At 72.7% G+C, this 25,578-nt stretch carries 20 protein-coding genes; 15 read left to right on the top strand and 5 right to left on the bottom strand.

Features of this window, described 5'->3' with window-relative positions:
- Positions 1 to 6: 6 nt before the first annotated feature.
- The 7 genes from ACWCOM_RS13815 (at position 7) to ACWCOM_RS13785 (ending at position 9,366) form a co-directional block, all read left to right on the top strand.
- Positions 7 to 2,070, top strand: a complete 2,064-nt coding sequence (locus ACWCOM_RS13815; protein WP_454549320.1) for a WYL domain-containing protein — start codon at positions 7 to 9, stop codon at positions 2,068 to 2,070.
- Positions 2,071 to 2,093: 23 nt separating this feature from the next.
- Positions 2,094 to 2,462, top strand: a complete 369-nt coding sequence (locus ACWCOM_RS13810; RefSeq protein ID WP_454549319.1) for a hypothetical protein — start codon at positions 2,094 to 2,096, stop codon at positions 2,460 to 2,462.
- Positions 2,455 to 2,760 carry a Sec-independent protein translocase subunit TatA gene (gene tatA / locus ACWCOM_RS13805; RefSeq protein ID WP_454549318.1) on the top strand — a complete coding sequence of 102 codons (306 nt, stop codon included), beginning with the start codon at positions 2,455 to 2,457 and terminating at the stop codon, positions 2,758 to 2,760. The genes ACWCOM_RS13810 and tatA overlap by 8 nt, the downstream gene beginning before the upstream one ends.
- A gap of 106 nt (positions 2,761 to 2,866) precedes the next feature.
- Positions 2,867 to 3,760 (top strand): twin-arginine translocase subunit TatC, encoded by an 894-nt coding sequence (tatC, locus tag ACWCOM_RS13800; protein WP_454549317.1) that lies wholly within the window; start codon positions 2,867 to 2,869, stop codon positions 3,758 to 3,760.
- Between the two features lie 71 nt (positions 3,761 to 3,831).
- A complete protein-coding gene (locus ACWCOM_RS13795) occupies positions 3,832 to 6,669 on the top strand; it encodes a DEAD/DEAH box helicase (RefSeq protein WP_454549316.1) in 2,838 nt (945 codons plus the stop codon).
- A gap of 59 nt (positions 6,670 to 6,728) precedes the next feature.
- Positions 6,729 to 8,420, top strand: a complete 1,692-nt coding sequence (locus ACWCOM_RS13790) for an amidohydrolase (RefSeq protein WP_454549315.1) — start codon at positions 6,729 to 6,731, stop codon at positions 8,418 to 8,420.
- A gap of 202 nt (positions 8,421 to 8,622) precedes the next feature.
- A complete protein-coding gene (locus tag ACWCOM_RS13785) occupies positions 8,623 to 9,366 on the top strand; it encodes a polyprenol monophosphomannose synthase (RefSeq protein WP_454549314.1) in 744 nt (247 codons plus the stop codon).
- A gap of 86 nt (positions 9,367 to 9,452) precedes the next feature.
- Here the strand turns inward: ACWCOM_RS13785 and ACWCOM_RS13780 are convergent, their stop codons facing one another.
- The 3 genes from ACWCOM_RS13780 to ACWCOM_RS13770 all read right to left on the bottom strand — a co-directional run bounded on the left by ACWCOM_RS13780 (position 9,453) and on the right by ACWCOM_RS13770 (position 11,689).
- A complete protein-coding gene (locus tag ACWCOM_RS13780) occupies positions 9,453 to 9,788 on the bottom strand; it encodes an RNA polymerase-binding protein RbpA (RefSeq protein ID WP_454549313.1) in 336 nt (111 codons plus the stop codon).
- A gap of 154 nt (positions 9,789 to 9,942) precedes the next feature.
- On the bottom strand, positions 9,943 to 11,067 hold the full coding sequence (locus ACWCOM_RS13775) for an SPFH domain-containing protein (protein ID WP_454549312.1): 1,125 nt from the start codon (positions 11,065 to 11,067) through the stop codon (positions 9,943 to 9,945).
- 76 nt (positions 11,068 to 11,143) lie between these two features.
- The gene (locus tag ACWCOM_RS13770; protein WP_454549311.1) at positions 11,144 to 11,689 is read right to left on the bottom strand and encodes an NfeD family protein; all 546 of its coding nucleotides are present in this window, start codon (positions 11,687 to 11,689) and stop codon (positions 11,144 to 11,146) included.
- A gap of 206 nt (positions 11,690 to 11,895) precedes the next feature.
- On the opposite strand from ACWCOM_RS13770, the gene ACWCOM_RS13765 reads away from it, so the two are divergent.
- On the top strand, positions 11,896 to 12,288 hold the full coding sequence (locus ACWCOM_RS13765) for a hypothetical protein (RefSeq protein ID WP_454549310.1): 393 nt from the start codon (positions 11,896 to 11,898) through the stop codon (positions 12,286 to 12,288).
- 9 nt (positions 12,289 to 12,297) lie between these two features.
- Here ACWCOM_RS13765 and ACWCOM_RS13760 read toward each other — a convergent pair whose 3' ends face one another.
- Positions 12,298 to 13,725: an alanine racemase gene (locus ACWCOM_RS13760; protein WP_454549309.1), complete on the bottom strand. Its 1,428-nt coding sequence runs from the start codon at positions 13,723 to 13,725 to the stop codon at positions 12,298 to 12,300.
- Positions 13,726 to 14,060: 335 nt separating this feature from the next.
- On the opposite strand from ACWCOM_RS13760, the gene ACWCOM_RS13755 reads away from it, so the two are divergent.
- The 3 genes from ACWCOM_RS13755 (at position 14,061) to ACWCOM_RS13745 (ending at position 18,295) form a co-directional block, all read left to right on the top strand.
- Positions 14,061 to 16,439 carry an ATP-binding cassette domain-containing protein gene (locus tag ACWCOM_RS13755; RefSeq protein WP_454549308.1) on the top strand — a complete coding sequence of 793 codons (2,379 nt, stop codon included), beginning with the start codon at positions 14,061 to 14,063 and terminating at the stop codon, positions 16,437 to 16,439.
- A 1,108-nt stretch (positions 16,440 to 17,547) separates the two neighbouring features.
- Positions 17,548 to 17,964 (top strand): DUF3054 domain-containing protein, encoded by a 417-nt coding sequence (locus tag ACWCOM_RS13750; RefSeq protein ID WP_454549307.1) that lies wholly within the window; start codon positions 17,548 to 17,550, stop codon positions 17,962 to 17,964.
- Positions 17,965 to 18,016: 52 nt separating this feature from the next.
- Positions 18,017 to 18,295: an Lrp/AsnC family transcriptional regulator gene (locus tag ACWCOM_RS13745; protein ID WP_454549306.1), complete on the top strand. Its 279-nt coding sequence runs from the start codon at positions 18,017 to 18,019 to the stop codon at positions 18,293 to 18,295.
- 113 nt (positions 18,296 to 18,408) lie between these two features.
- Here ACWCOM_RS13745 and trpD read toward each other — a convergent pair whose 3' ends face one another.
- On the bottom strand, positions 18,409 to 19,467 hold the full coding sequence (trpD, locus tag ACWCOM_RS13740; protein WP_454549305.1) for an anthranilate phosphoribosyltransferase: 1,059 nt from the start codon (positions 19,465 to 19,467) through the stop codon (positions 18,409 to 18,411).
- Positions 19,468 to 19,708: 241 nt separating this feature from the next.
- Between trpD and ctaE the strand changes: the two genes are divergently transcribed.
- The 4 genes from ctaE (at position 19,709) to qcrB (ending at position 24,034) form a co-directional block, all read left to right on the top strand.
- Entirely contained in the window at positions 19,709 to 20,347 is a 639-nt protein-coding gene (gene ctaE, locus ACWCOM_RS13735) for an aa3-type cytochrome oxidase subunit III (protein WP_454549304.1), read from the top strand.
- 64 nt (positions 20,348 to 20,411) lie between these two features.
- Positions 20,412 to 21,203: a cytochrome bc1 complex diheme cytochrome c subunit gene (gene qcrC / locus ACWCOM_RS13730; RefSeq protein ID WP_454549303.1), complete on the top strand. Its 792-nt coding sequence runs from the start codon at positions 20,412 to 20,414 to the stop codon at positions 21,201 to 21,203.
- Positions 21,204 to 21,278: 75 nt separating this feature from the next.
- Positions 21,279 to 22,373, top strand: coding sequence for a cytochrome bc1 complex Rieske iron-sulfur subunit (gene qcrA / locus ACWCOM_RS13725; protein WP_454549302.1), 1,095 nt, complete (start codon positions 21,279 to 21,281; stop codon positions 22,371 to 22,373).
- The gene (gene qcrB, locus ACWCOM_RS13720) at positions 22,373 to 24,034 is read left to right on the top strand and encodes a cytochrome bc1 complex cytochrome b subunit (RefSeq protein ID WP_454549301.1); all 1,662 of its coding nucleotides are present in this window, start codon (positions 22,373 to 22,375) and stop codon (positions 24,032 to 24,034) included. The genes qcrA and qcrB overlap by 1 nt, the downstream gene beginning before the upstream one ends.
- Positions 24,035 to 25,578: the final 1,544 nt, after the last annotated feature.

Genomic DNA, 25,578 nt, shown 5'->3' with positions numbered 1-25,578 from the left:
CACCGGATGGCAGCCCGATCGACGGAGCGGCTTCTCAACCTGCTCATCGCCCTGGTCTCCCGCGAGCGCGGCTACACCCGCGCCGAGCTGCGGGAGGCCGTTCCGTCGTACGCGGAGTCCGCCTCGGACGAGGCCTTCGAGCGCATGTTCGAGCGCGACAAGGCGGAGCTGCGGGATCTCGGCTACCCCATCGAGGAGGTCTCCGAGGACCCCCTGTTCCCGGACGACACGCACGGGCACCGGTACCGGATCCCGCGCGGGTCCTTCACCCTGCCGCCCCTGCAGTTCACCGCGGAGGAGTCGGCGGTGCTCGCCCTGGCGGCGAACGCGTGGACGGACGCCTCCCTGGGCGAGCTGGCCCGCCGCGCCCTGCGCAAGCTCGAGCCGGCCATCGGGGGACTGCCCGACGACGACGCCCCGCCGCTGCTCCAGCCCACCCTCACCGCCCACGAGCCGTCCTTCGAGCCGCTGCTCTCGGCGGTCGTGCGCCACCGCGAGGTGCGCTTCGACTACCTGGCCCGCAGCACCGACCAGCTCACCACCCGCCGGCTGCGGCCGTGGGGGATCGGCTCCCGCTACGGCAACTGGTACGTGGTCGGCTGGGACCTGGACCGCAAGGACTCCCGCACGTTCCGGCTCTCCCGGATCATGTCCGACGTCACGGTGACCCGCAAGGAGTTCGACCCGCCCGCGGGCTTCTCCATGAACGAGGCGCTGTCCCACATGGTCTCCCACGCCCCGGCGCGCACCGTGGAGGTCCTCGCCCGTCCCGGCCACGCCCTCATGCTGCGCCGGATGGCCTCCCGCCAGCAGCCCGCCGCCGCCGCCGGGGAGTGGGACCGGCTGCACATCCCCTTCGCGGAGACCGAGATCCTCGCCGAGGAGATCGCCGCGGCCGGACCCGGCGTCGTCGTGCCCGAGGGCGGGGACGGGACGGCGCCCACCATGCAGGCCGAGGTCCGTGCCGCCGTGGTGCGCCGGCTCGGCAGCGCCGCCGCGGCCGTGGCCGCGTTCCGCGGCGTGCCGGTCGACTGGACCGTGAAGTCCCGCAAGGGCACCCGCAACAAGCTCTCCACGGCCGACCACCTCTCCCGGCTGCTGGAGATCGTCCGGTGGGTCTACGCCCACCAGGGCGCCGAGCTCGAGGAGACCGCCCGCCGCTTCGGGATCACCGACCAGGAGCTGATCGCCGACCTCAACACGCTGTTCGTGTGCGGCAAGCCCGGGCACATGCCCGACCAGCTGATCGACGCGTCCTGGGACGACGGGCACGTCTACCTCTCCAACGCGGACGAGCTCTCCGACCCCGTGCGGCTCACCCAGCCGGAGGCCTCCGCGCTGCTGGTGGGCCTGCAGACCCTGCGCACGGTGCCCGGAGGGGACTCCGAGGCCGTGGCCTCGGCGATCGCCAAGGTCGCCGGCGCGGCCGGGGACGCCGGGGTCCTCGCCAACGCGGTGGGCGCCCGCCCCATCACGGACACCCCCGCCCCGGCGCTGGCGGACGTCATGGCCACCGTGCGCCGGGCCGTGGAGGAGCGGCGCCGGATCCGGATCCGCTACGTGGTCCCGTCCCGGGACGAGCTCACCGAGCGCGTGGTCGACCCCGTGCAGGTCTTCTCCTCCAACACGCACTGGTACGTGCGCGCGTGGTGCCTGACCTCCGAGGGGATGCGCAACTTCCGGCTCGACCGGATCTCCTCCGTGGAGGACGCCGGACCGGCCGGGCCGCGCCCGGCCGCCCAGGAGGCCGCCGCGGCCTCCCCGCCGGCCCCCGGCACCCCGGACACCGTGGAGGTCGTGCTCGTCACCGACCGCCGCAGCCGGTGGATCGCGGACCAGTACCACGCGACCCGCACCGCGGTGGTGCGGCTGCCCGGCGGGCCCCGCACCGGCCCCGCCGCCGACCACGAGGCCGCGCTCATCGGCTTCCAGACGGTCGAGGCGGTGTGCGCGCTCGTCACCCGCTACGGCGGGCAGCTGGCCGTGGCCGGCCCCGACGACGTGGTGGCGCAGGTGGAACTCTGGGTGAACTCGGCGCTGAGCACCTACGGGACGTCGGGGAAGCCCTGACCGGCGCGCCTATACTGGAGGACATGCTCTGGTGGTCCTGGGTCCTGCTGTGGACGGTCCTCGTCCTGCTCGGCGCCGCGTTCCTCGGGCTGATGCTGTGGCGGCTGGTGAGGACGTTCCTTGCCCTGCTCCGGGACACCGAGACGGTGGCCGGGGAGTTCGCCCGGCGCTGGGACGACGCCGCCGCCGGGGTACAGCGTCCCGTCCGGGTCGCCCCCGACCCGGCCCTGTTCACCCCGGTGGGGCAAGCCGTGGCCGACTACCGGGTCGGCCGTGACCAACGAGAAACCGCCCGTCTGAGACGCCGCATGGAGCGCAAGGACCGCATGGGCCAGCCGCAGCGGATCAGCGACATCCGCCGGGCTGAACGGAAAGGAATGTTCAATGGGTAGGCTCTTCGACAGCCCCTTCATGATCCTGATCATCCTGCTGGTGATCCTGCTGCTCTTCGGCGCGCCCAAGCTCCCGGGCATGGCCCGCAGCCTCGGCCAGTCGCTGCGCATCTTCAAGTCCGAGGTCAAGGAGATGAAGCGGGACGACCAGCCGGGCGGCTCGGACGTCGTGATCGACGGCAAGCCCGTGCAGAACATCCGGGACGCCGCCCCGGAGCCGCGCCCCGGCACGACCGGCGCCCCCGGCACGGACACCCCGCCGCGCCCGGACCAGCGCCCCGGCAGCCCCACGGCCTGACGGCCCGCGCCCCGCACCCGAGCGGTCTCCCGCCCCGCCCCGCGGCGGGAGCGGGGGACCGCTCGCCCGGTCCCCCCGCCCGGCCCCGACGTCCCGGAGGTCCCCCATGCCCGCGCAGTCATCCCGCGGCCCGAAGCAGCGCCGGTCCGTGCGCAAGGCCAACCCGCAGGCGCAGATGGCCCTGGCCGAGCACCTGCGGGAGCTGCGCAACCGGCTGATCAAGGCCGCCGTGGCCACGGTCCTCGGCATGGTGGGGGGCTTCTTCCTCTACCAGCCCTTCATGGGCTACATCACCGAGCCCCTGGCGCGGCTGGCCCAGGCCGAGGGCAACCAGGCGTCCATCAACTACTCCGCGGTGGGCTCCTCCTTCAACATCATGGTGGAGGTCTCCCTGGTCCTGGGCCTGGTGCTGGCCAGCCCCGTGTGGCTGTACCAGCTCTGGGCCTTCGTGACCCCCGCCCTGCACCGCACGGAGCGGCGCTACGCGATCGGGTTCCTGGCCGCGGCGGTCCCGCTGTTCCTGGGCGGCATCGCCGTGGCCGTGCTGACCCTGCCCACCGCCGTCTACGCGCTGACCGCGTTCACCCCCGCCGGCGGCACGAACTTCATCTCCGCCGACGTCTACCTGCGGTTCTTCCTCCAGCTCATCCTCACCTTCGGGATCGCGTTCGTGCTGCCGGTGTTCCTGGTGGGGCTGAACATGCTCGGGGTGCTCCCGGGCCGGACGGTGCTCAAGAGCTGGCGGATCGTGGTGGTGCTCGTGATGGTGGTCTCCGCGATGGCGGCCCCCGGCCCGGACCCCATGACCATGTTCTACCTGGCGGTGCCCCTGCTGGCCCTGTTCTTCGTGGCGGTCGGGCTGTGCCTGCTCCTGGACCGGCGCCGCGCCCGCCGGGAGCAGCGGCGGGCCGCCGCCACCGGCGCCTCGGCCGACGCCGCGACCTCGGACGACGAGCTGGAGCGCCTCGGCCGGGACCCCCGCGAGGACACCGGAGTCTGAGCCGGATCGGCCCGTCGCGAACGGGCCCGCCGGGGCCCGTGCGCGGCGAGGATGCACAGTAGGGTGGGCACATGTCCTCCTACGCCGACCGATACCTGGCCGCCAAGCAGCGGGCCGCCCACGCCAGGACCGAGCTGGCGGCGTTCCAGCAGCGGCTGGAGTTCGCGATGGACGAGTTCCAGGTGACCGCGTGCCGGTCCCTCGAGGAGGGCCGCGGGGCGCTCGTGGCCGCACCCACCGGGGCCGGCAAGACCGTGGTGGGGGAGTTCGCCGTCCACCTCGCCCTCTCCCGCGGCCAGAAGGCGTTCTACACCACGCCCATCAAGGCCCTGAGCAACCAGAAGTTCCACGAGTTCTCCCGCGCCTTCGGCGCGGAGCGGGTCGGGCTGCTCACCGGCGACACCTCCGTGAACTCCGAGGCCGACGTCGTGGTGATGACCACCGAGGTCCTGCGGAACATGCTCTACGCCGACTCCCCGACGCTGCTCAACCTCGGCTTCGTGATCATGGACGAGGTGCACTACCTCGCCGACCGCTTCCGCGGCGCCGTCTGGGAGGAGGTCATCATCCACCTGCCGGAGAGCGTGCAGCTCGTCTCCCTGTCCGCGACCGTCTCCAACGCGGAGGAGTTCGGCGCGTGGCTGGACACGGTGCGCGGGCACACCGACGTCGTCGTCTCCGAGCACCGCCCCGTGCCGCTGTGGCAGCACGTCCAGGTGGGCGGGCGCCTGCTGGACCTGTTCGTGGACGACACCACCGTGGAGGAGGCGGCCGAGCGGCTCGGCGGGCCCGGCCGGGACGAGCCGGAGGTCAACCCCGAGCTGCTCCAGCTCGCCCGCGCCGAGCACCCCCGTGGCGGCCGCCGCGGGGGACGCGGCCCCGGCGGGCGCTCCCGCGACCGGTTCTCCCGCCGCAACGGCGGCGAGGGCTTCCGCCCCGGGCCTGAGACCCGCCGGGTCTCCCGCCCGCAGCTGATCCGCCGGCTCGACGCCGAGGGCCTGCTGCCGGTCATAACCTTCATCTTCTCCCGGGCCGGCTGCGACGGCGCCGTCCAGCAGTGCGTGGCCGCGGACATCCGCCTGACCACCGACAAGGAGCAGCAGACCATCCGGGCGCGCGTCGCCGAGACCGCCGCCTCCCTCGAGGCGGCCGACCTCAACGTCCTGGGCTTCTACGAGTGGCGCGACGGCCTGCTGCGCGGCGTGGCCGCCCACCACGCCGGGATGCTGCCCGCCTTCAAGGAGCTCGTGGAGCAGCTCTTCGCCGACGGCCTCGTCAAGGCCGTCTTCGCCACCGAGACCCTCGCCCTGGGCATCAACATGCCGGCCCGCTCCGTGGTGCTGGAGAAGCTGGACAAGTTCAACGGCGAGTCGCGGGTCGACATCACGCCGGGGGAGTACACCCAGCTCACCGGCCGCGCGGGGCGGCGGGGGATCGACGTCGAGGGCCACGCCGTGGTGCTGTGGCAGCCCGGCATGGACCCGCGCACCGTGGCCGGTCTCGCCTCGAAGCGCACCTATCCGCTGAACTCGAGCTTCCGGCCCACCTACAACATGTCCGTGAACCTCGTGGCGCAGTTCGGCGCCCACCGCTCGCGCAAGATCCTCGAGTCCTCCTTCGCCCAGTTCCAGGCCGACCGTTCCGTGGTGGGCCTGGCCCGCCGGGTCCGCTCCCAGGAGGAGTCGCTGCGCGGCTACGAGGAGGCGATGACCTGCCACCTGGGGGACTTCACCGAGTACGCGGCCCTGCGCCGGGAGCTGAAGGACCTCGAGCGGGCCGCGGAGCGCTCCGACTCCCGCCGGCGCCGCTCCGACGCGGTGGCCTCGCTGCACGACCTGCTGCCCGGCGACGTGGTGGAGATCCCCCGCGGGCGCAACGCCGGCTACGCCGTGGTGCTGAGCACCGACCCGAACCGGGACGACCCGCGCCCCTCCATCCTGACCCTGGACCACCAGCTGCGCCGGGTCGGCGCGCAGGACCTGGACGGGCCGCTGGAGCCGGTCTCCCGGATCCGGATCCCCAAGCACTTCACCGGGAAGTCCCCCAAGGAGCGCCGGGACCTCGCCTCCTCCGTGCGCAACGCCCTGCACGAGCACCGGCCCCCGCGCGGCGGCGGTCGCGGGCACACCGTCCGGTTCGACCGCGGCACCAGCGCCGCCGAGCAGCGCATCGCCGACGTGCGCAAGGCCCTGCGCGCCCACCCCTGCCACGGGTGCTCCGACCGCGAGCACCACGCCCGCTGGGCCGAGCGGTGGTGGACGCTGCGCCGGGACACCGACGGGCTGCTGCGCCAGATCGAGGGCCGCACCAACACGATCGCCAAGACCTTCGACCGGGTCTCCCAGGTGCTGGACTCCTTCGGCTACCTCGAGACCCTGCCCGACGGCGAGGTGCGGCCCACCCACGCCGGGGAGCAGCTGCGCCGGATCTACGGGGACCGGGACCTGCTCCTGGCGCTGAGCCTGCGCGACGGCTTCCTCGACGGCCTCGACCCCGCGGCCACGGCCGGCCTGGTCACCCTGCTCGTGTACCAGGCCAAGCGCGAGGAGCAGCGCTTCCAGCCCGTGCTGCCCTCCGCGGCCATGGACCGGGCGGCGCAGACGGTGGCGCGCAACTGGTCGGTGCTCACGGACCGGGAGCAGGAGCACCACCTCCCGCCCACGGCGGAGCCGGAGTTCGGCCTGGTGGAGCCCATGTACCTGTGGGCGCGGGGCGCGACCCTGAGCACCGCCCTGACCGGCACCGAGCTCGCCGCCGGGGACTTCGTCCGCTGGGCCAAGCAGGTGATCGACATGCTCGACCAGCTCGCCTCCATCGACCTGCTCGGCCCCGAGCTGCGCAGCCAGTGCCAGCGCGCGATCGCGCTGGTGCGCCGCGGCGTCGTCGCCCACTCGGCCTTCGAGGACTGAGCCCGCCCCGCCCGCGGGCCGTCCGCGGCCCGCCCACGCCCGTCCCGAACAGGAGACCCGTGAGTTCCACCGCCCCCGCACGCCGTCCGGTCCTCTACCGCAACGGCTCCGTCTACAGTCCCGCCGACCCCTTCGCCACCGCCGTCCTGGTGGACGGCCCGCGCGTGGCCTGGGTGGGCTCGGAGGAGGCCGCCCGGTCCCTGCAGGACTCCTCCATGGACGTGGTGGACCTCGACGGGAGGCTGCTGGCGCCCGGGTTCGTGGACTCCCACGTGCACCTCACCGAGACGGCGCTGTCCCTGTCCACCCTCGACCTCAGCTCGGCCGGGTCCCTCCAGGACGTCCTCGACGCCGTGGCCGGGGCCGCGCGCACCGGCCGCGGGGTGGTCCTCGGCTCCGGCTGGGACGAGTCCGTGTGGCCCGAGCGGCGCGCCCCCACGGCCCAGGAGCTGGACCGCGCCGCCGGCGGGCGCGAGGTCTACCTCACCCGCATCGACGTCCACTCCGGAGTCGTCTCCGCGTCCCTCGCCCGGCGCCTGGGCCTCGCCTCCGTGGACGGCTGGCTGGGCGACGGCCGCGTCGAGCACCTCGCGCACGAGCGGGTGCGCGCCGCCGCCCTCGACCTCGACGCCGGGCGCCGGGCCGAGCTGCACCGGCTGGGGCTGCGCCACGCCGCGGCCCGGGGCTACGTGGCCCTCGCCGAGGCCAGCGCGGAGCAGGTCGCTCCCGTCGAGGACCTCGTGCACCTGGTCGCCCTCGCCAACCACGGGGTCCACGCCGACGGGCCGACCCCGCGCGTGCTGCCCTACCGGGGGGAGCTGGTGCGCACCGCCGCGCAGGCGCGCGCGGTCGTCGACCGCTTCGACGCGGCCCTGGCGGAGCTGCTCGGGCGCCCGCCGCGGCGGGACGAGTCGCTGGTCGGGCTGGCCGGGGACCTCTGCGTGGACGGCGCCCTGGGCTCCCGCACGGCCGCCCTGCGCGCCCCCTACGCCGACGAGCCGTCCAGCACCGGGGACCTCTACCTCGACCCGGACGCCGTCGCGGCCCACCTGGCCGCGACCACCGAGGCCGGTCTGCAGGGCGGCTTCCACGTCATCGGGGACGCCGGGATGGACGCGGTCCTGGACGGTCTCGACCGCGCCGCCCGGCTCGTGGGGGAGCGGGCCCTCCAGGGCGCCGGCCACCGCCTCGAGCACGCCGAGCTGATCGACCCGGAGGGCATCGAACGGCTGGCCCGCCACGCCGTGACCGTCTCGGTGCAGCCGGGCTTCGACGCCGCCTGGGGCGGGCCGGGCGGGCTGTACGAGCAGCGCCTCGGCCCCGGGCGGGCCGCGGCGATGAACCCGCTGGCCTCTTTCTACCGCGCCGGCGTGCCCGTGGCCCTGGGCAGCGACGCCCCCGTGGTGCCCCTGTCCCCGTGGGAGACGGTCCGCGCCTGCCTGGAGCACCACGACCCGGAGCAGCGGATCTCCGCGCGCGCCGCCTTCCTCGCCTCCACCCGCGGCGCCTGGCGGGCCGCCCGCCACCCGGATCCGATGCAGGGCCAGCTCGCCCCCGGCACCCCGGCGACCTTCGCCGTGTGGGACGTGGAGGCGCTGATGGTGCAGCAGGCCGAGGGCACCGGCTCCTCCTGGAGCACCGACCCGCGCGCCCGCACCCCGCTGCTGCCCGCCCTGGACGGGGCGGCCCTGCCCGTGTGCCGGCAGACCGTGCTCGACGGCGTGGAGCTGTTCCGCTCCGACGGGTGGTGAGCTCCCGCCCCGCCGCCCGGCCCCGCCCCGTGTCGGTCGATCTTGGTCGAGCGCACGGCGCAGGATAGGCTGGGCAACTGCTGCCGGGTGGGCTCACTCGTCCTTAGAAAACAGGCCGGCATCCCCTCAGGGCTGGCCTGGTCCGAAGGCGAGGGAGCCTGCCCTGTGGTTTAACAGGTGAGACCTCGAAAGGACCGACCCGGTGCGCGTACTGACCGTCATCCCCACCTACAACGAGCGCGAGTCGCTGCCCACGGTCATGGACCGGCTGCGCCAGGCCGTCCCGGAGGGCGACGTGCTGGTGGTGGACGACAACAGCCCCGACGGCACCGGCCGGCTCGCCGACGAGATGGCCGCCGCCGACGCCGCCGTCCACGTCCTGCACCGCACCAGCAAGGACGGCCTCGGGGCCGCCTACATCGCCGGGTTCCGCTGGGGGCTGGCCCGGGACTACGACGTCCTGGTCGAGATGGACGCCGACTGCTCCCACCAGCCCGAGCAGCTCCCGCTGCTGCTGGACGCGGTGGAGCGCGGCGCCGACCTCGCCATCGGCTCGCGCTACGTCCCCGGGGGCCGCACCGTGAACTGGCCGGTGCAGCGCCAGCTGCTCTCCCGCGGCGGCAACCTCTATGCCCGCACGCTGCTGGGCTCCCGGATCCACGACATCACCGCCGGCTACCGCGCCTTCCGCCGCGGGACCCTCGAGCGGATCGGCCTGGACACGGTCGACTCGAAGGGCTACTGCTTCCAGATCGACCTCGGCTGGCGGACGGAGCGCGCCGGCCTGCACGTGGTGGAGGTCCCGATCACCTTCGTGGAGCGCGCCGAGGGCGAGTCGAAGATGAGCCCGGACGTCACCCGCGAGGCCGTCGTCCGCGTCGCCCAGTGGGGACTGACCGCCCGCGCGAGGACCCTGGCGGCCAAGCTCCGGCGCACCGGCCGCTGAGCGGACCGGGGACACCGCCCCGGGAACGCGCGGAGGGCCCCACCCGCAACGGGTGGGGCCCTCCGCGCACTTCTCGGGGCGCGGGCTCAGATGGCGTGCTTGGCCCGGTAGAACTCGACCCGCTGGGCGAGGATCTCCTCCAGCTCGTCCACGCTGCGCCGCTCCAGGAGCATGTCCCAGTGCGTGCGCTGGTGCTTCTCGTTGGGGTTCTCCGGCTTCTCGCCGTTGACGATGATCGCTTCCTTGCCGGTCTTCGACACCCACACCGGCGGGATCTCGGCCTCCGCGGCGAAGGTGACCGTCACCGACTCGCCGTCCGTGGTGCGGTACTCCACGCGCTGGCGCGGGGCCGGCTCGACGCCGGCCTCCGTCTCCATCGACTGGGAGCCCAGACGCATTCCCCTGAGGCTGCGGTCGCTCATAGTGGTGGTTCCTCCATAACTGACGGTGGCCACGGCCGTGGCGCACGCTCGGGCTGACGACGGGTCCACAGGGACCCGGGATCCTCAGGGTGCAACATCGACGGCCCCCGGGATGTTCCCCGCACGGGGCCCGGTTTCCGGTGCGCCCCGCGCCTCAGCGGCCGGCCGGGCCGTCCTGCGGCGGCATCGGGTCCTCGAGGCGCACGGGCGCGTCCGGGTCGATGCTCGAGGGACGGGGGATGGTGAAGTCGTCCGGGTCCACGGTGGTGCGCTCCAGGTTCAGGGACAGGTCCTCCTCGGTGACCCGGACCTCCTCCGGGGCGACCAGGGGCTCCGCCTCCGCCCCGGCGGGCTCGACCGGTGCCGCGTCCTCCTCGCCGGCCGGGCCGGGGCCGTCGCCGTCCTCGTCGGGGCGGGAGAGGAACTCGCCGACGCCCCGCAGCGCGTCGCCCAGCTCCGCGGGGATCATCCAGACCTTGTTCGCGCTGCCCTCGGCGACCTTCGGCAGCGTCTGGATGTACTGGTAGGCCAGCAGCTTCTGCGTGGGCCGGGCACGGTGGATCGAGTCGAAGACCTTGCGGATCGCCTGCGCCTCGCCGTCGGCGCGCAGGATCGCGGCCTTCGCCTCGCCCTCGGCGGAGAGGATCGCCGACTGCCGCTGGCCCTCGGCCATGAGGATCCGGGACTGCTTGTCGCCCTCGGCCGTCAGGATCACGGCGCGGCGCTCCCGCTCGGCGCGCATCTGCTTCTCCATCGAGTCCTGGATGGACGGCGGGGGAGTGATCTCCTTGATGTCCACCCGGGAGACCCGGATGCCCCAGCGCCCGGTCGTGGAGTCCAGGACGCCGCGCAGCTCCGCGTTGATCTTGTCCCGGGAGGTGAGCGCCTCCTCCAGGTTCAGCCCGCCCACCACGTTGCGCAGCGTGGCGGAGGTCAGCTGGTCCGCGGCCTGGATGTAGTCGACGATCTCGTAGGTCGCCGCGCGCGGGTCCGTGACCTGGAAGTAGACGACGGTGTCGATGCCCACGACCAGGTTGTCCTCGGTGATCACGGACTGCGCGGGAAAGGACTGCACCTGCTCGCGCAGGTCGATCAGCGGCAGCAGCCGGTCGATGAACGGGATGAGGAAGTGCAGCCCCGGGGTCAGGGTCGTGCGGTACTTGCCGAGACGCTCCACGATGCCGGCCCGTGCCTGCGGGACGATCCGCACGGAGCGGAACAGGATGATCACGACCAGGACGATCAGGACGGCGAGCAGGATGATGACGGCTAGGTCCACGGGGGCCTCTCTCGGTGGGTGCGGCGCGACGTCGGCGACGCCGGGTCCGGCGGCGCGGGGCCTCCGGTGCGGGAACTCAGAAGGACGGGCGCGGCTCGGGCCGGCCGTCGGCGGTCGGGGCGGGGTGCGGGGCCACCAGGGCGGTGGCGCCCTCGATCTCGTGGACGTAGACGTCGCTGCCCACCGGCAGCTGCTCGCCGGTGACCGAGCGGGCGCTCCAGGTGTCGCCCTCCAGGCGCACCAGCCCGCTGCGGGCGGTGACGGGGTCCAGGACCTGGCAGGGCAGGCCGATGAGCCGGGCCGCGTTGGACACGGTGCCGGGGGTGGACCGGTTGATCCGGCGCAGGGCGATGGGCCGGACGAGGAAGATGAGCAGGACCGCGGCCAGGGCGAAGGCCACCACCTGGACCACGAAGTTGTCCGTGACCCAGCTCAGGCCGAAGGCCAGCAGGGACGCCGCGGACAGCATCAGGAACACGAAGTCGAGGGTCAGCATCTCGATCGCGGCCAGCACGATCATCGCCAGCAACCAGAACAGCCACGCGTTGTCGACGAGCCATTCCCACATGATCGGTCCCGACCTCTCCTGCGCCTTCGCCAGGGCGTGCGCCCTGGTCTCCATTGTGCCCCAGCCCACCGACGCGGCCCGGGAGCGGCGCGGCGGCCGCCGTCCGCAGGCGGGGCCGCCCGGAATACCCGGGCTTTCCCTGCTGTTCACCCGACAACGGTGGCGCCGCGGGTCCGGGAAGGATCCGCGGCCCCGCACCCGAGTCCCACCCGCGCCCCGGCGGGCCCGACCGGACCGTGCCAGGCAGAAGGAGGGAACCCATGAAGCTCGTCACCTCGGTGGCGGTCACGGCCGCGGGCGCGTGGCTGGCCGGCACGGCCACCGCCGTGGTCGGCCTCTCGGCCCTCCAGTCCCGGCTGCCCGCCATGATGAGCCGCTGGCTCGCCGCCGAGCCCGACTTCGAGCGGGCGCTGGTCCTGCTCGGCACCGGGCGGTGCGCACCCGGGGACGACCGCGCCGAGAGACTGCGCGCCCGGCTGGAGAGCGCCTCCGGGAGGCCCGTGGTGTACGTCGACGTCACCGTGCCTCCGGGCACCTCCGCGCGCCGGGCCGCCCGCAACCGCGAGCTCGCCCGCAGCTTTCACGCCGACCACGTGCTGGACCACGACCTGGACGGCGCCCGGGACGCCGAGGACGGGATCGCAGGGCGCTGACGCCCCCGCTCACCCCCCGGTCGTGGTCACCGGCAGCGGCGCGGTCGCGTCGAGCATGTGGAAGGCCTCGGCGCTGAAGTCGATGACCACCTCGTCGCCCGCCGCGGCGTCCGGGACCTCCGAGAGGTCCAGGGTCACGACCGTGCCGTGGTCGAGCAGCACCGGGACGCGCCGGCCGCCCACCGTGAAGTCCAGCTCGTTCTCCCGGGACGGGATGTGGTGGATCAGTCCCACCTTCGTGGGCGCCGTGGTCGGATCGGTGCACCCGTAGTCGATGCACCAGCCCTCCGGGAGCGTCTTGACCTGGCTCAGCTCCGTCGTCCAGGAGTACACGCTCGTCTCCGGCGGGGCGCTGCTGAAGAACATCCCGCCGACCCGCAGCAGGTCGTAGTACAGCGCCTCGATGCCGTGGTCGAGGACGTCGCTGGCCCCGGCGTGGATCAGGGCGTCCTGGCCGAGGCCGGCGTCACGGATGGCGGCCACGGCGCCGTCGAAGCGGTTCTTCTGCGCCACGGTCGTGTTGGCGGTGTCGTTGCGCTCGATGGCCTCCGCGTCCTCGGCGGTGACCGTGGAGAAGTGCGTGGCGATCCCCGCCAGCTCCAGGTGCGAGGCCCCCTCGACGGCGCGGGCCAGGGGCAGCGCCTCCTCGGGCACCACACCCTCCCGCCCCATGCCGGTGTCCACCCACAGGTGCACCTTCAGCGTCCCGCCCGTGGTGGCCAGCACCTGCTCGGCCGCGTCGACCCAGGCGGGATCGATGGCGGGCACCTCCACGTCGTAGTGCACCAGCAGCGGGATGTCCTCGACCTGGGCGGCGTAGAGCACGGCGATCCGCGCCCGCACCCCGGCCTCGCGCAGGGCGATGGCGTCGTCGAGCTTCGGCACGAAGAGGTAGTCGACGTCGGCCGCGTCCTCGATGACCTTCCCGAACACGTCCACCGGCTCGCCGTTCTTCAGCACCGCCCCCAGCTGGACGTCCTGCGGGAAGTCCGCCCGGATCTCCTCGGCGTTGCGCCGCACGGTCCCCGTGTCGACCGTCAGCACGGGGACGTCCTGCGTGCCCGGCGTCGTGTAGGTGTAGGCGGTCTTCTCCCCGATCTCGTCCCCGCCGGCGGCGAAGGACACCTCCACCGTGCCGGGCGCACCCACCGACGGGGCCGTGCAGGCGTGGCGGGCGGACCGCTCGTCGAACGGGCACTCGACCTCCGTCCCGCCGAAGCGGGCGGTGATCGGGCCCTCGGTGTCCTCCCCGGTGTCGGCCAGGACCAGGTTGCCCCCGCCGAGCCCGCCGTGCGCGGGGGAGAGGGCCACCGAGCCGGAGGCGCTCGGCGGCGGCGCCTCCGACGGGGCGGCACCACCCTGGCCGCAGCCCGCCAGGACCAGCACGGACAGCCCCAGCAGGGACGTCACCAGCCCGTGTCCGCGGATGTCCGTCATGCCCGTGCCGTTCCGTCGTCCCACAGCGCTCCTCCCCTCGGCACCGGCATTTGCCGGTGCACACACCGTTCGGTCACGGGGAGCGTATCCGGAGCCGGGGCGCCGACAGGCCCGTCCCCGGCGCTCGCGGGCCGGGGTCCACAGATGTGCGGACGGATTCCGCGTCACATGCACGTCATCGGACGGGGCGCCGCCACGCCGCGGGCACCCGGTCGCCGTGCGCGGACCGCGCCCGGCGGACAGGACGGGCCACCGGCCGTAGGCTCGGACCGGACCGGGGCGGGCGTCGTTCCCGGGCGAGACGCGGGCGGAGCCGCCCGGGAGAGGCCGAGACCATGAGCACGCCAGCCCGGACGGAGCCGCACCTCGCCGACCGCCACGACCTCATCCGTGTGCAGGGCGCTCGGGAGAACAACCTCCGGGACGTCAGCATCGAGATCCCCAAGCGCCGGCTGACCGTGTTCACCGGCGTCTCGGGCTCCGGCAAGAGCTCACTGGTGTTCGGCACGATCGCCGCGGAGTCGCAGCGGCTGATCAACGAGACCTACAGCGCCTTCGTGCAGGGCTTCATGCCGGCGCTGGGCCGGCCCGAGGTCGACCTGCTGGAGGGCCTGACGACCGCCATCGTCGTCGACCAGGAGCCGATGGGCGCCAATCCCCGCTCGACGGTCGGCACCGCCACGGACGCCAACGCGATGCTCCGGATCCTCTTCAGCAGGCTCGGGACGCCGCAGATCGGCTCACCCAACGCGTACTCGTTCAACGTGCCCTCGGTGCGGGCCAGCGGCGCGATCACCGTCGAGCGCGGCCCCGGCAGGACGCGGCCGGAGAAGACGACGTTCACCGTCCTCGGCGGCATGTGCCCGCGGTGCGAGGGCATGGGCTCGGTCAGCGACGTCGACCTGTCCGCGCTCTACGACGACGCCCTGTCGCTCAACGAGGGCGCGCTCACGATCCCCGGCTACAGCACGGACGGCTGGTACGGCCGCATCTTCCGCGGCTGCGGCTTCTTCGACCCGGACAAGCCGATCCGCCGGTACTCCGAGCGGGAGCTGCACGACCTGCTGCACAAGGAGCCCACGAAGATCGTCGTCGACGGCATCAACCTGACCTACGAGGGGCTGATCCCGCGGATCCAGAAGTCCATGCTGTCCAAGGACATCGAGGGGCTGCAGCCGCACGTGCGGGCCTTCGTGGAGCGCGCCGCGACGTTCACCTCCTGCCCCGAGTGCGGCGGCACCCGGCTGAGCGCACCGGCCCGCTCCTCGAGGATCGACGGGAAGAACATCGCCGACGTCTGCGCGATGCAGATCAGCGACCTGGCCGACTGGGTGCGGGAGCTGCGCGAGCCGTCGGTCGCCCCGCTGCTCGCGGGGCTGCAGCACCTCCTCGACGCCTTTACGCAGATCGGGCTCGGCTACCTCTCCCTCGACCGCCCGACCGGCACGCTGTCCGGGGGAGAGGCCCAGCGCACCAGGATGATCCGGCACCTCGGGTCCTCCCTCACTGACGTGAGCTACGTCTTCGACGAGCCCACCATCGGCCTGCACCCCCACGACATCGAGCGGATGAACCACCTGCTCCTGCAGCTGCGGGACAAGGGCAACACCGTGCTCGTCGTGGAGCACAAGCCGGAGACCATCGCGATCGCGGACCACGTCGTCGACCTCGGCCCGGGTGCCGGCAGCCACGGCGGGACCGTCGTGTTCGAGGGCACCGTCGAGGGGCTGCGCGCCTCCGGCACGCTCACGGGCCGGCACCTCGACGACCGCGCGTCCCTCAAGGAGACGGTGCGCACGCCCACCGGCATCCTCGGGATCCGCGGCGCCGACGCCAACAACCTCCAGGACGTCGACGTCGACATCCCCCTCGGGACGCTCTGCGTGCTCACCGGTGTCGCCGGATCGGGCAAGAGCTCGCTGGTCCGCGGCTCGGTCGCGGGCCGGGAGGGCGTGGTGCTGATCGACCAGAGCGCGATCCGCGGCTCGCGCCGGAGCAACCCGGCCACGTACACCGGCCTGCTCGACCCGATCCGCAAGGCCTTCGCCAAGGCCAACGGGGTGAAGCCCGCACTGTTCAGCTCCAACTCCGAGGGCGCCTGCGCCGCCTGCAAGGGCGCCGGGGTCGTCTACACGGACCTGGGTCCGATGGCGACGGTCGAGACCACCTGCGCGGACTGCGGCGGAAAGCGCTTCCAGAGCGCCGTGCTGGAGCACACGCTGGCCGGCCGGGACATCGCCGAGGTCCTGGCCATGCCCGTGGCGCAGGCCCTGGACTTCTTCGGAGCCGGTGAGGCCCGCACGCCGGCCGCCCAGAAGATCCTCGGCCGGCTGGCCGACGTGGGGCTCGGCTACCTGGTGCTCGGCCAGCCGCTCACCACGCTCTCCGGCGGGGAGCGGCAGCGGCTGAAGCTGGCCGCCCAGCTCGCGGCGCCGGGGGAGATCTACGTCCTGGACGAGCCGACCACCGGCCTGCACCTGGCCGACGTGGAACAGCTGCTCGGCCTGCTCGACCGGCTCGTCGACTCCGGGAAGTCGGTCGTCGTGATCGAGCACCACCAGGCGGTCATGGCCCACGCCGACTGGATCGTCGACCTCGGCCCCGGCGCCGGTCACGAGGGCGGCCGGGTGGTCTTCGAGGGCACGCCCGCGGACCTCGTGGCCGCCCGCTCGACGCTCACCGGCCGGCACCTCGCGGCCTACGTCGGGGCGTGACGGTCGAACGCGGCGCCCGGCGTCCTGAGCGGTGCCTCCGGAGCCCGTCGGGTCAGCCGCCCGTGGCGAAGGGACAGGAACTGCAGGAGCCAGGGGAGTACCGGCAGCAGTCCCCGGCGGTCCGGATCCACACCGAGGGAGGACGCCTGTCCACGGGCGGAGCGCAGGGAACGGCTCAGGGGGCGGCCGACGAGGACGGGCCCGAACGGCAACGCTCCTGTGACTCGCACCACAAACTGTGCAGAGGTCCGTCGAGCACCGACTGCAGGGTCCAACAAGCATCACCGGCGGGTACGGCGAGCACCACGGACCGGCCAGGGGCGTCTGGAGGACCGGGGACGTCGTACGGCAGCCAGCCGGCATGGCGGACGCGGGCAGGAGGGCGTCCGCCGGTACCGAACGTCACCCGGACGAACGGACCGCCGGCTCGGTGCCGTCGTCGGTCGGCACGTTCCGTGGTCGGACGGCGTGCGACAGCATCGGCATGGCGTGGCCGTCCCACGCATCCACGGTGCATTCCACGGCGATCCGTCAATCCGGTCGACGGCCCGGTCCGAACGGCGCGGAACGAATCAGTCCGAGCGGCGTCCTAAGTCCATGTCCCGGCGACCGACCGGCACCCGCGACGGAGACACCGGTGCAGACGGAGCATCGGCAGGAGGCACGTCCCGACACGGCCGTTTTCGGCGCCCCGATCGGCTCTGTCCAAAGCGCCGATAATCTACATTATGTAAAGTAGCGCTGGAAAGGGGCCTCCCCGCTCGACCCTTCGGCCCCCTCCACGCCGCATCCGGAACCACCGCCCCGCACACCGTCGCACCTCCGCGCCGGCGACCGCCGCGATGCTCGCGCCTACTCTGCGCACGGCCGGGAGCCGGGCTGACCGAGCCCCTCGCGAGAACGACCACCCTCGGGCATCCAGTGGAGGTCGCCTTGCCTGGACTCGGATCATGACCGCTTCAGAACGATGCCTGCATATCCCTGGACTCATGGTCGAAGGTTGAGAGTTCGTCCGGCGCCGGACCTCATCCATTCCTCAACCTTCAGGCTTACCTTCAACCCGAGCGGTGCACGCCGGCCGCACCGGGGCCCGCACTAGACTGCCAGCATGCACACCACGGCCCCCACCACCCCGCGGCCCACCGGGCGCCCCGGACACCGGAGCTCCTGGCCGGTGGTCCTCGTCGTTGACGTGCTCCTGATCCTCCTCTTCGCCGCCGTCGGGCGCAGCACCCATGCCCTCGACCCCGTGGGCCTGCTGGAGACCGCCTGGCCGTTCCTGACCGGACTGCTGCTGGGCTGGGTCCTCTGGCGACTGCCCCGCCACCCCGTCGACCTGTGGCCCCACGGGGTCGCCCTGTGGCTGACGACCGTCACCGCGGGCATGGCCCTGCGGGTCCTCGCCGGCGAGGGCACCGCGCCGAGCTTCGTGCTGGTGACCCTGGGTGTCCTCGCCGTGCTCCTGCTGGGCCACCGCGTGCTCGCCCTGGCGGTGCGCGCGGCACGGACGCACCGCCGGCCCTGATCCATCCTGCTCCCCCCGGCCCCGGCCGGCCCCGTCCCGAGAAAGGCGTCCCATGCTCACCGCCATCGTCCTCATCAAGACCTCCGCCGACCGCATTCCCGAGGTCGCGGAGCAGATCTCCGAGATCCCCGGGATCAGCGAGGTGTACTCCGTGACCGGCGACTGGGACCTGATCGCCATGGTCCGCGTGCACCGGCACGAGGACCTCGCGGACGTCATCGCCGACCGTCTCTCCAAGGTCGACGGCGTCGTGGGGACGAACACCAACATCGCCTTCCGCACCTACAGCACGCACGACCTCGACGCCGCCTTCTCCCTCGGCATCGACTGACCCCCGGCGTCGACCGACCCCACCGGCCCGACCCCGTCGGGACGCCCCGGGACGGCCGGAGGCCGGTGAGCACCTGCTCACCGGCCACCGGCCGTCGGCTCCCCCGGCGCCCTTCAGCGGGCGGTGTGGGCGATCCAGCGGTCCAGGACCGCGCGCGCGGCGCCGCTGTCCACGGCCTGCTCGGCGCGCCGGACCCCGGCCGCCAGACGGTCGTGGAACGAGCCCTCCGCCTCCTCGTCGAAGGCGACCAGGCCGGCCGCCGCGTTGAGCAGGACGGCGTTGCGCACGGGCCCCGGCTCCCCCGCCAGCACCTGCTCGACGACCCCGGCGTTGTACAGGGCGTCCCGTCCGCGCAGGTCCTCGACCGTGGCCCGCGGCATGCCGAGGTCGAGGGGCTCGAGCTCGTGGTGCTCGATGCTGCCGCCGCGCACCTCCCAGACCTCCGAGGGCGCCGTCACGGTGAGCTCGTCGAGTCCGTCGCCGCCGCGGAAGACGAGGGCGCGGTGGCCCCGGGCCGCGAAGACCCCGGCGATGAGCGGAGCCAGGGCGCGGTCGGCCACCCCGATCGCCGAGGCCTCGACCCGGGCGGGGTTGGTCATGGGCCCGAGGACGTTGAAGGTCGTGGCCACCCGCAGCTGGGCCCGGGCCGCGGCCGCGTAGCGCATCGACGGGTGGAACGTCTGGGCGAACAGGAACGTGATGCCCACGTGCTCCGCGGCCGACTCCACCAGGTCGACCGGCTGGTCCAGACGGACACCGAGGGCCTCGAGGACGTCGGCGGAGCCGGACTTCGACGACGACGCCCGGTTGCCGTGCTTGACGACCTTCGCCCCCGCGCCCGCGCAGACCAGCGCGGCCATCGTGGAGATGTTCACGCTGGAGAGCCGGTCGCCGCCGGTGCCGACGATGTCCAGGGCGGGCCCGGGGATGTCGGCCGGCCGGGCCCGGGAGACCATCGCGTCCGCCAGGCCGGTGAGCTCCTCCACCGTCTCGCCCTTGGCCCGCAGGGCCACGAGGAAGCCGGCGATGACGACGTCCGGCACCTCCCCGGACATGACGGTGTCCATGGCCCAGTACGCCTGTTCCCGGGTCAGGTCGGCCCCCGAGATCAGCGCGGTGATGAGGTCGGGCCACTCGAAGTGCGGTGCGGTCGCCGGAGTCGTCGTGTTCACGCCCCCGATCGTATCGCCCGCCCCGGCGGCGGCCGGCACGGGTCCGCCCGGACGGACCCCGGACGGTGGTGCCGCAGATCACGAGAGACCCCCGCGAGCTCCCCCGGGCGCGGGATCCGGCACCCCCGGCCGCCGGACGCGGCCCCGGGCCCGGTCACGTGCGGCGCGGGGCGCCGGACACGCAAATCGCCCGATCCGATCCTGGTTGGTCCACCGGGAGTTTTGGCGACATAATGTCTCTGTGACGACTGCAACCCAGACCCCAGCCAAGCCGGTAGGCGGGTCGATCAACCGACCCAACCTGACCTCCGTGGGCACCATCGTGTGGCTCGCCTCCGAGGTCATGTTCTTCGCCGGCCTCTTCGCCATGTACTTCACGCTGCGCTCCACCTCCCCGGAGCTGTGGGCCGACGAGTCGGCCAAGCTGAACGTGTGGCTGGCCACCGCGAACACCATCATCCTGGTGTCGAGCTCGGTGACCTGCCAGTTCGGCGTCTTCGCGGCCGAGCGCCTCCAGCCCCGCCGCACCGGCGGCGTCCTCGACGTGCGCCGCTGGGGCATGGTCGAGTGGTTCGCCCTGACCTTCATCATGGGGGCGATCTTCGTGGCGGTGCAGGCGTTCGAGTACGCCGAGCTCGTCTCGCACGGCATCAGCATCCCGGCCCACGCGTACGGCTCCGCCTTCTACATCACGACCGGCTTCCACGCCCTGCACGTGACGGGTGGGCTCATCGCCTTCCTGTTCATCATGGGCCGCGCCTTCGTGGCCAAGCGTTTCGGGCACTTCGAGGCCACCTCCGCGATCGTCGTCTCCTACTACTGGCACTTCGTGGACGTCGTCTGGATCGTCCTCTTCCTCGTGGTCTACTTCCTGAAGTAGCCCGCGCCCTCCCGGGGACGACCCCAGCAAACCAACGCAGCACCGAGTTAAAGGAACGTTTGACGTGAAGGCACTTTCGCAACAGCGGCGCCACCCTCTCGCAGTCCTCGTACTGATGGTCCTGGCCCTGCTCCTCAGCGGTGGGCTCTACGCAGTCGCCACCACCACCAACGAGGCCAAGGCGCAGACCGAGTCGTACTCGGCCCAGGACCTCGAGGAGGGCGAGAAGCTGTTCATCGCGAACTGCTCGACCTGTCACGGTCTCGACGGTGCGGGCTCCCCCTCCGGGCCGTCGCTGATCGGCGTCGGCGCCGCGGCCGTCGACTTCCAGGTCGGCACCGGCCGCATGCCCATGCAGGCCAACGGCCCCCAGGCTCCGCAGAAGGCTCCGCAGTTCAGCCCCGAGGAGACCGCCCAGATGGCCGGCTACGTCGCGAGCCTGGGCCCCGGCCCCGCGCTGCCCGAGGAGGAGTACCTGGACGTCACCCAGGGCAACGCCGCCAACGGTGCGAAGGTGTTCCTCGCCAACTGCGCCATGTGCCACAACGCCGCCGGCGCCGGTGGCGCTCTGACCCGCGGCAAGTACGCCCCGTCCCTGATGGGCGTCGAGGAGGCGCACATCTACGAGGCCATGCAGACGGGCCCGCAGAACATGCCGGTCTTCAACGACGCGAACATCACTCCCGAGGAGAAGCGGGATGTCATCACGTACCTGAAGACCCTCGAGGAGAGCCCCAACCCGGGCGGGTTCGGCCTCGGCGCGCTCGGCCCGGTCTCGGAGGGCCTGTTCGTCTGGACCATCGGACTCGCGGTCATCATCGGGTTCACCATCTGGCTCACCTCCCGCTCCGCCTGAGCCGCCGCCCCGGCGGCGGATGTCGGACCCACTAGCTACGATCAACTGCACCAAGAGAAGAATGAGGGACCACACATGGGAAGCCACAGTGACGGCACTCCCCACGAGTCGGGAACAGTTGCCACCACGGGCACCACGGCGATGGAGCGTTTCCCTGACCCCGGACTGCCCCCGCACCGCCCGCGCCTGACGGACGTCGACGACCGGGCGGCCAACCGCGCCGAGCGGCAGGTCGTCCTCCTGTTCCTGATCTCGATCATCGGCTCCGTCCTGTTCTTCGTCGGCTACTTCGGCGTCCGGGTGGACGGCCCGATCTACGACGTCACGAACACGGCGCCCACCCGGGCGCTGCAGCTGCAGAACCTCCTGCTGGGGCTCGGCATCGCGCTCGGCATGTTCGGCATCGGCCTGGGGGTCGTGCACTGGGCGCGCACGCTCATGCCGGACCACGAGCTGGTCGAGAACCGGCACGCGGTCCGCACCGAGGAACAGCGCGCCGACGCGCAGAGCATCCTCACCACGATCTACGACGAGTCCGGCATCAAGCGTCGTCCGCTGCTGCGCAACACCCTCATCGGCGCCGCGGTCCTCGCCCCCCTGCCGTTCGTCGGCCTGCTCAAGGACCTGGGGCCCACGAACCTGGACGTCCTCAAGGAGACCCTCTGGGACGAGGGCATCCGCCTGGTCCGCGACCCCTCCGGGACGCCGATCAAGGCCTCGGACGTCACTCTCGGCTCCACCTTCCACGTCGTGCCGGAGAACCTGAGTTCCATCGGGCACAACGAGGGCTACCTGGACGAGAAGGCCAAGGCCGTGGTCCTGCTGATGCGCCTGGACCCCGAGACCGTCAACGTGTCCCCCGAGCGGGCCGACTGGAACGTCGACGGCATCTTCGCCTACTCGAAGGTCTGCACCCACGTCGGGTGCCCGGTGGCCCTGTACGAGCAGCAGACGCACCACCTGCTGTGCCCGTGCCACCAGTCCACGTTCGACCTCACCAACGAGTGCGAGGTCATCTTCGGGCCGGCTGCCCGGCCCCTCCCCCAGCTGCCGATCACCGTGGACGACGAGGGCTACCTCGTGGCCCGCAGCGATTTCCAGGAACCGGTCGGACCGACCTACTCCCAGCGGGGTACCCATGTCGAAGAGATGCAGGGTGAGGCGAACTGATGTCAACGTCCACTGATTACGAGTACAAGCCGCAGACCAGCACCGGCCGGATCGCGAACTTCGTCGACACCCGCGTCGGCATGTCGCCGATGGTCAAGGAGTTCGGCCGGAAGATCTTCCCGGACCACTGGTCCTTCATGTTCGGCGAGGTGGCCCTGTACACCTTCGTCATCCTCCTGCTCTCGGGCACGTTCCTGGCGCTCTGGTTCGAGCCCTCGATGGCCGCGCTGGAGTACGAGGGCTCGTACGTGCCGATGCAGGGCGTCGAGATGTCCGCGGCCTACGCGTCCTCGCTCGACATCTCCTTCGACATCCGGGGCGGGCTGTTCCTGCGCCAGATCCACCACTGGTCCGCACTCGTGTTCGCCGCCGCCGTGGCCGTGCACATGCTCCGCGTGTTCTTCACCGGCGCGTTCCGCCGGCCGCGCGAGCTGAACTGGCTCGTCGGCGTGGGCCTGTTCCTGCTGACCATCGTCGCGGGCTTCTCCGGCTACTCCCTGCCGGACGACGTCCTCTCCGGCAACGGCCTGCGGATCGCCGACGCGATCCTCAAGGCGATCCCGCTGGTGGGCGCCTACCTGTCGATGTTCCTGTTCGGCGGCGAGTTCCCCGGCCACGACATCATCGCGCGCCTCTACATCATCCACGTGCTGCTGATCCCCGCGGCGATCCTGGGCCTCATCGTGGTCCACCTGTTCATGGTCGTCGTGCACAAGCACACCCAGTTCCCCGGCCCGGGCCGCACCGAGAACAACGTGGTCGGCTTCCCGGTCGGCCCGGTCTACGCGGCCAAGGCGGGCGGCTTCTTCTTCATCGTGTTCGGCATCATGGCGCTGATGGCGGGCACCACCACCATCAACGCCATCTGGAACTACGGGCCGTACGACCCGTCCCCCGTGCAGGCCGGCTCGCAGCCCGACTGGTACATGGGCTTCACCGACGGCGCCGTGCGCCTCATGCCCGGCAACTGGCCGTTCAGCTGGGAGTGGACCTTCTGGGGGATGTCGATCCCCTTCAACGTCCTGCTGCCGATGATGCCCCTGGCAGTGCTGTTCGGCCTGATGGCCGCCTGGCCGTGGGTCGAGCGATGGGTCACGAAGGACGACCGCGAGCACCACATCCTGGACCGCCCGCGCAACGCCCCGTTCCGCACCGCCATGGGCGTCGCCGGTGTGGTCTTCTACACCGTGATGCTCGTGGCGGCCAGTGGTGACCTCATCGCCACGCACTTCCACGTGGCCGTCAACGACGTCCTGTACTGGCTGCGGGCGGCGTACTTCCTCGGCCCGATCCTCGGCTTCATGATCACCCGGCGCATCTGCCTGGCGCTGCAGCGCAAGGACCGTGAGATCGTGCTGCACGGCCGCGAGACCGGCCGCGTCCAGCAGCTGCCCCACGGTGAGTTCATCGAGGTGCACGAGCCGCTCGACGAGTACAAGCGCTACCGTCTCGTCTCCATGCCGGACTACGACGTGCTGCCGGCCCAGCCCAACGGCAAGGGCAAGATCACGGGCGTGGAGAAGATGCGCGAGCGGGTCAGCCGGTTCTTCTTCGAGGACCGCGTGGCCCCCGTGACCCCGGCCGAGCTCGAGGCCTCGCACCACCACCACGAGGTGGAGGCCGTGACGGCCGGTTCCCAGGACCGGGAGCTCGTCCGCTGAGCCGTCCGACCGACTGACGGGGCCCCGGGAGGATCATCCTCCCGGGGCCCCGTCATGTGCGCTCCAGCGAGCTCTTCTCTTCCCCCCCTGCCGCCGACGAGCGGCCTGCGCCGCTCGGGCCGGCGGCGTCCTCGACCAGGCCGGCGGGCTCACCACCGGCGGTCGCCGCGGAGTTCCCGGTCTGCTTCCTGACGTGTTCTTCGCCGCCCGCTCCGAGATGTCCGACGTCACCGGCCGGCACCGCGAATCCGGACCGTCCGGACCGAGGGCGTTCCGTGCCGGTCACCGCTCGGACCCGGTCCCTGGCGGTTCGAGGCAATGCGACTGCTGGACGCGTGCGGAGACGCCATCGTCCTGTGCCGCCGGGCCTCCGACTGATGCGTGTCCGTGGTCTGCAGAGCCTGGCCTCTACCGGCGGCAGCGCACCAGCCTTCTCCGCGACGGCGTACCGGAGGCTGGACCGAAGGCGGCCGGGCCCCCCGGATGAGCCATGTCTGCCCGAGCGGTGCTCCCCGGGCACAGCGACGTGTACGGGGACCGCGGCTGGTGCCGGGCCGAGGAGAGGGCGCGTCCGGCGGGCACGGGCGGGAGCGCGCGAGACCACGCGTGACACTCGACGGAGCGAAGCTGTCCAGCCGGCCGGACGAGTCCCCACAAGGCAGACGTCTCCCGCACGGCCCGGTGCGCCACCCCCGCCCTGCGGCGCCCTGCAGGACCGTGTCGCCATGGGAGAGGTCCGGGACCGCACAGCCGCCGGTCGACCGATCCGCCGGTGGGACGGTGCCCGCAGTCGGGGTCCGGTCAGCGTCCGCCAGGACCGGCGCCACGCCCTCGTGGGGGCCTCCAGTGCATCTTCCCGGGCGGCTGACGTCTCCCCCCCTCCCGCACGACCGCGTGGAAGGCCTCCGAGGCCGCGTGCAGCTCGTCTACCGGCAGTGCCGCTGCAGCGCAGCGGCAGGAAATCGAGGACGTCGTCGGCGCAGCGTATCCGTCGGGACGCCGCTGGACAGCCTGTTCTCATCGCCGATGCCGGACCGTCGCGCATCAGTACGCCGGTGTCGCGGACATGCGGGACGCGCCGAGGCTCGACGGAGCCCCGATGCATGGTGCTCCTCTGCGGACGCGGAGCCACGGCCTCCCGGCACACGCCGGTCCCGTGCTGCCTGCCGGCGCACCCGGGAACCGCCTGCGAGGGACCGGGACGGCCTGGGCACGTCCCACGGGACGCCCGGCCGCCGATGGCGCGGCCGGTGGCCGCACATCGGTCCTGAGGGCCCCGACCAGGCACTGCGGACCCACGGGCCCGAGAAGCGGTCCACAGCAGGCTCACGCCGGCTTCAGGCGACTGTGCTGTCCACGGCGGTGCTGCGGGCCAGGACGGCAGTGCTGCGGCCAGAACGACGGGCCTGGCGCGGCGGGGTCAACCGGGCACGGAGCAGTACCCCCCGCTCAGCACCGCGGGCCCCGTGGGAACGGCGGAGACCCCGGACAGCACAGGTGTCCGGGGCCCGCGGGAACGGCGGAGGCCCCGGACACCTGTGCTG

The sequence above is a fragment of the Kocuria sp. KH4 genome (assembly GCF_053711175.1).
This window is presented reverse-complemented; position numbering and strand designations above follow the sequence as displayed.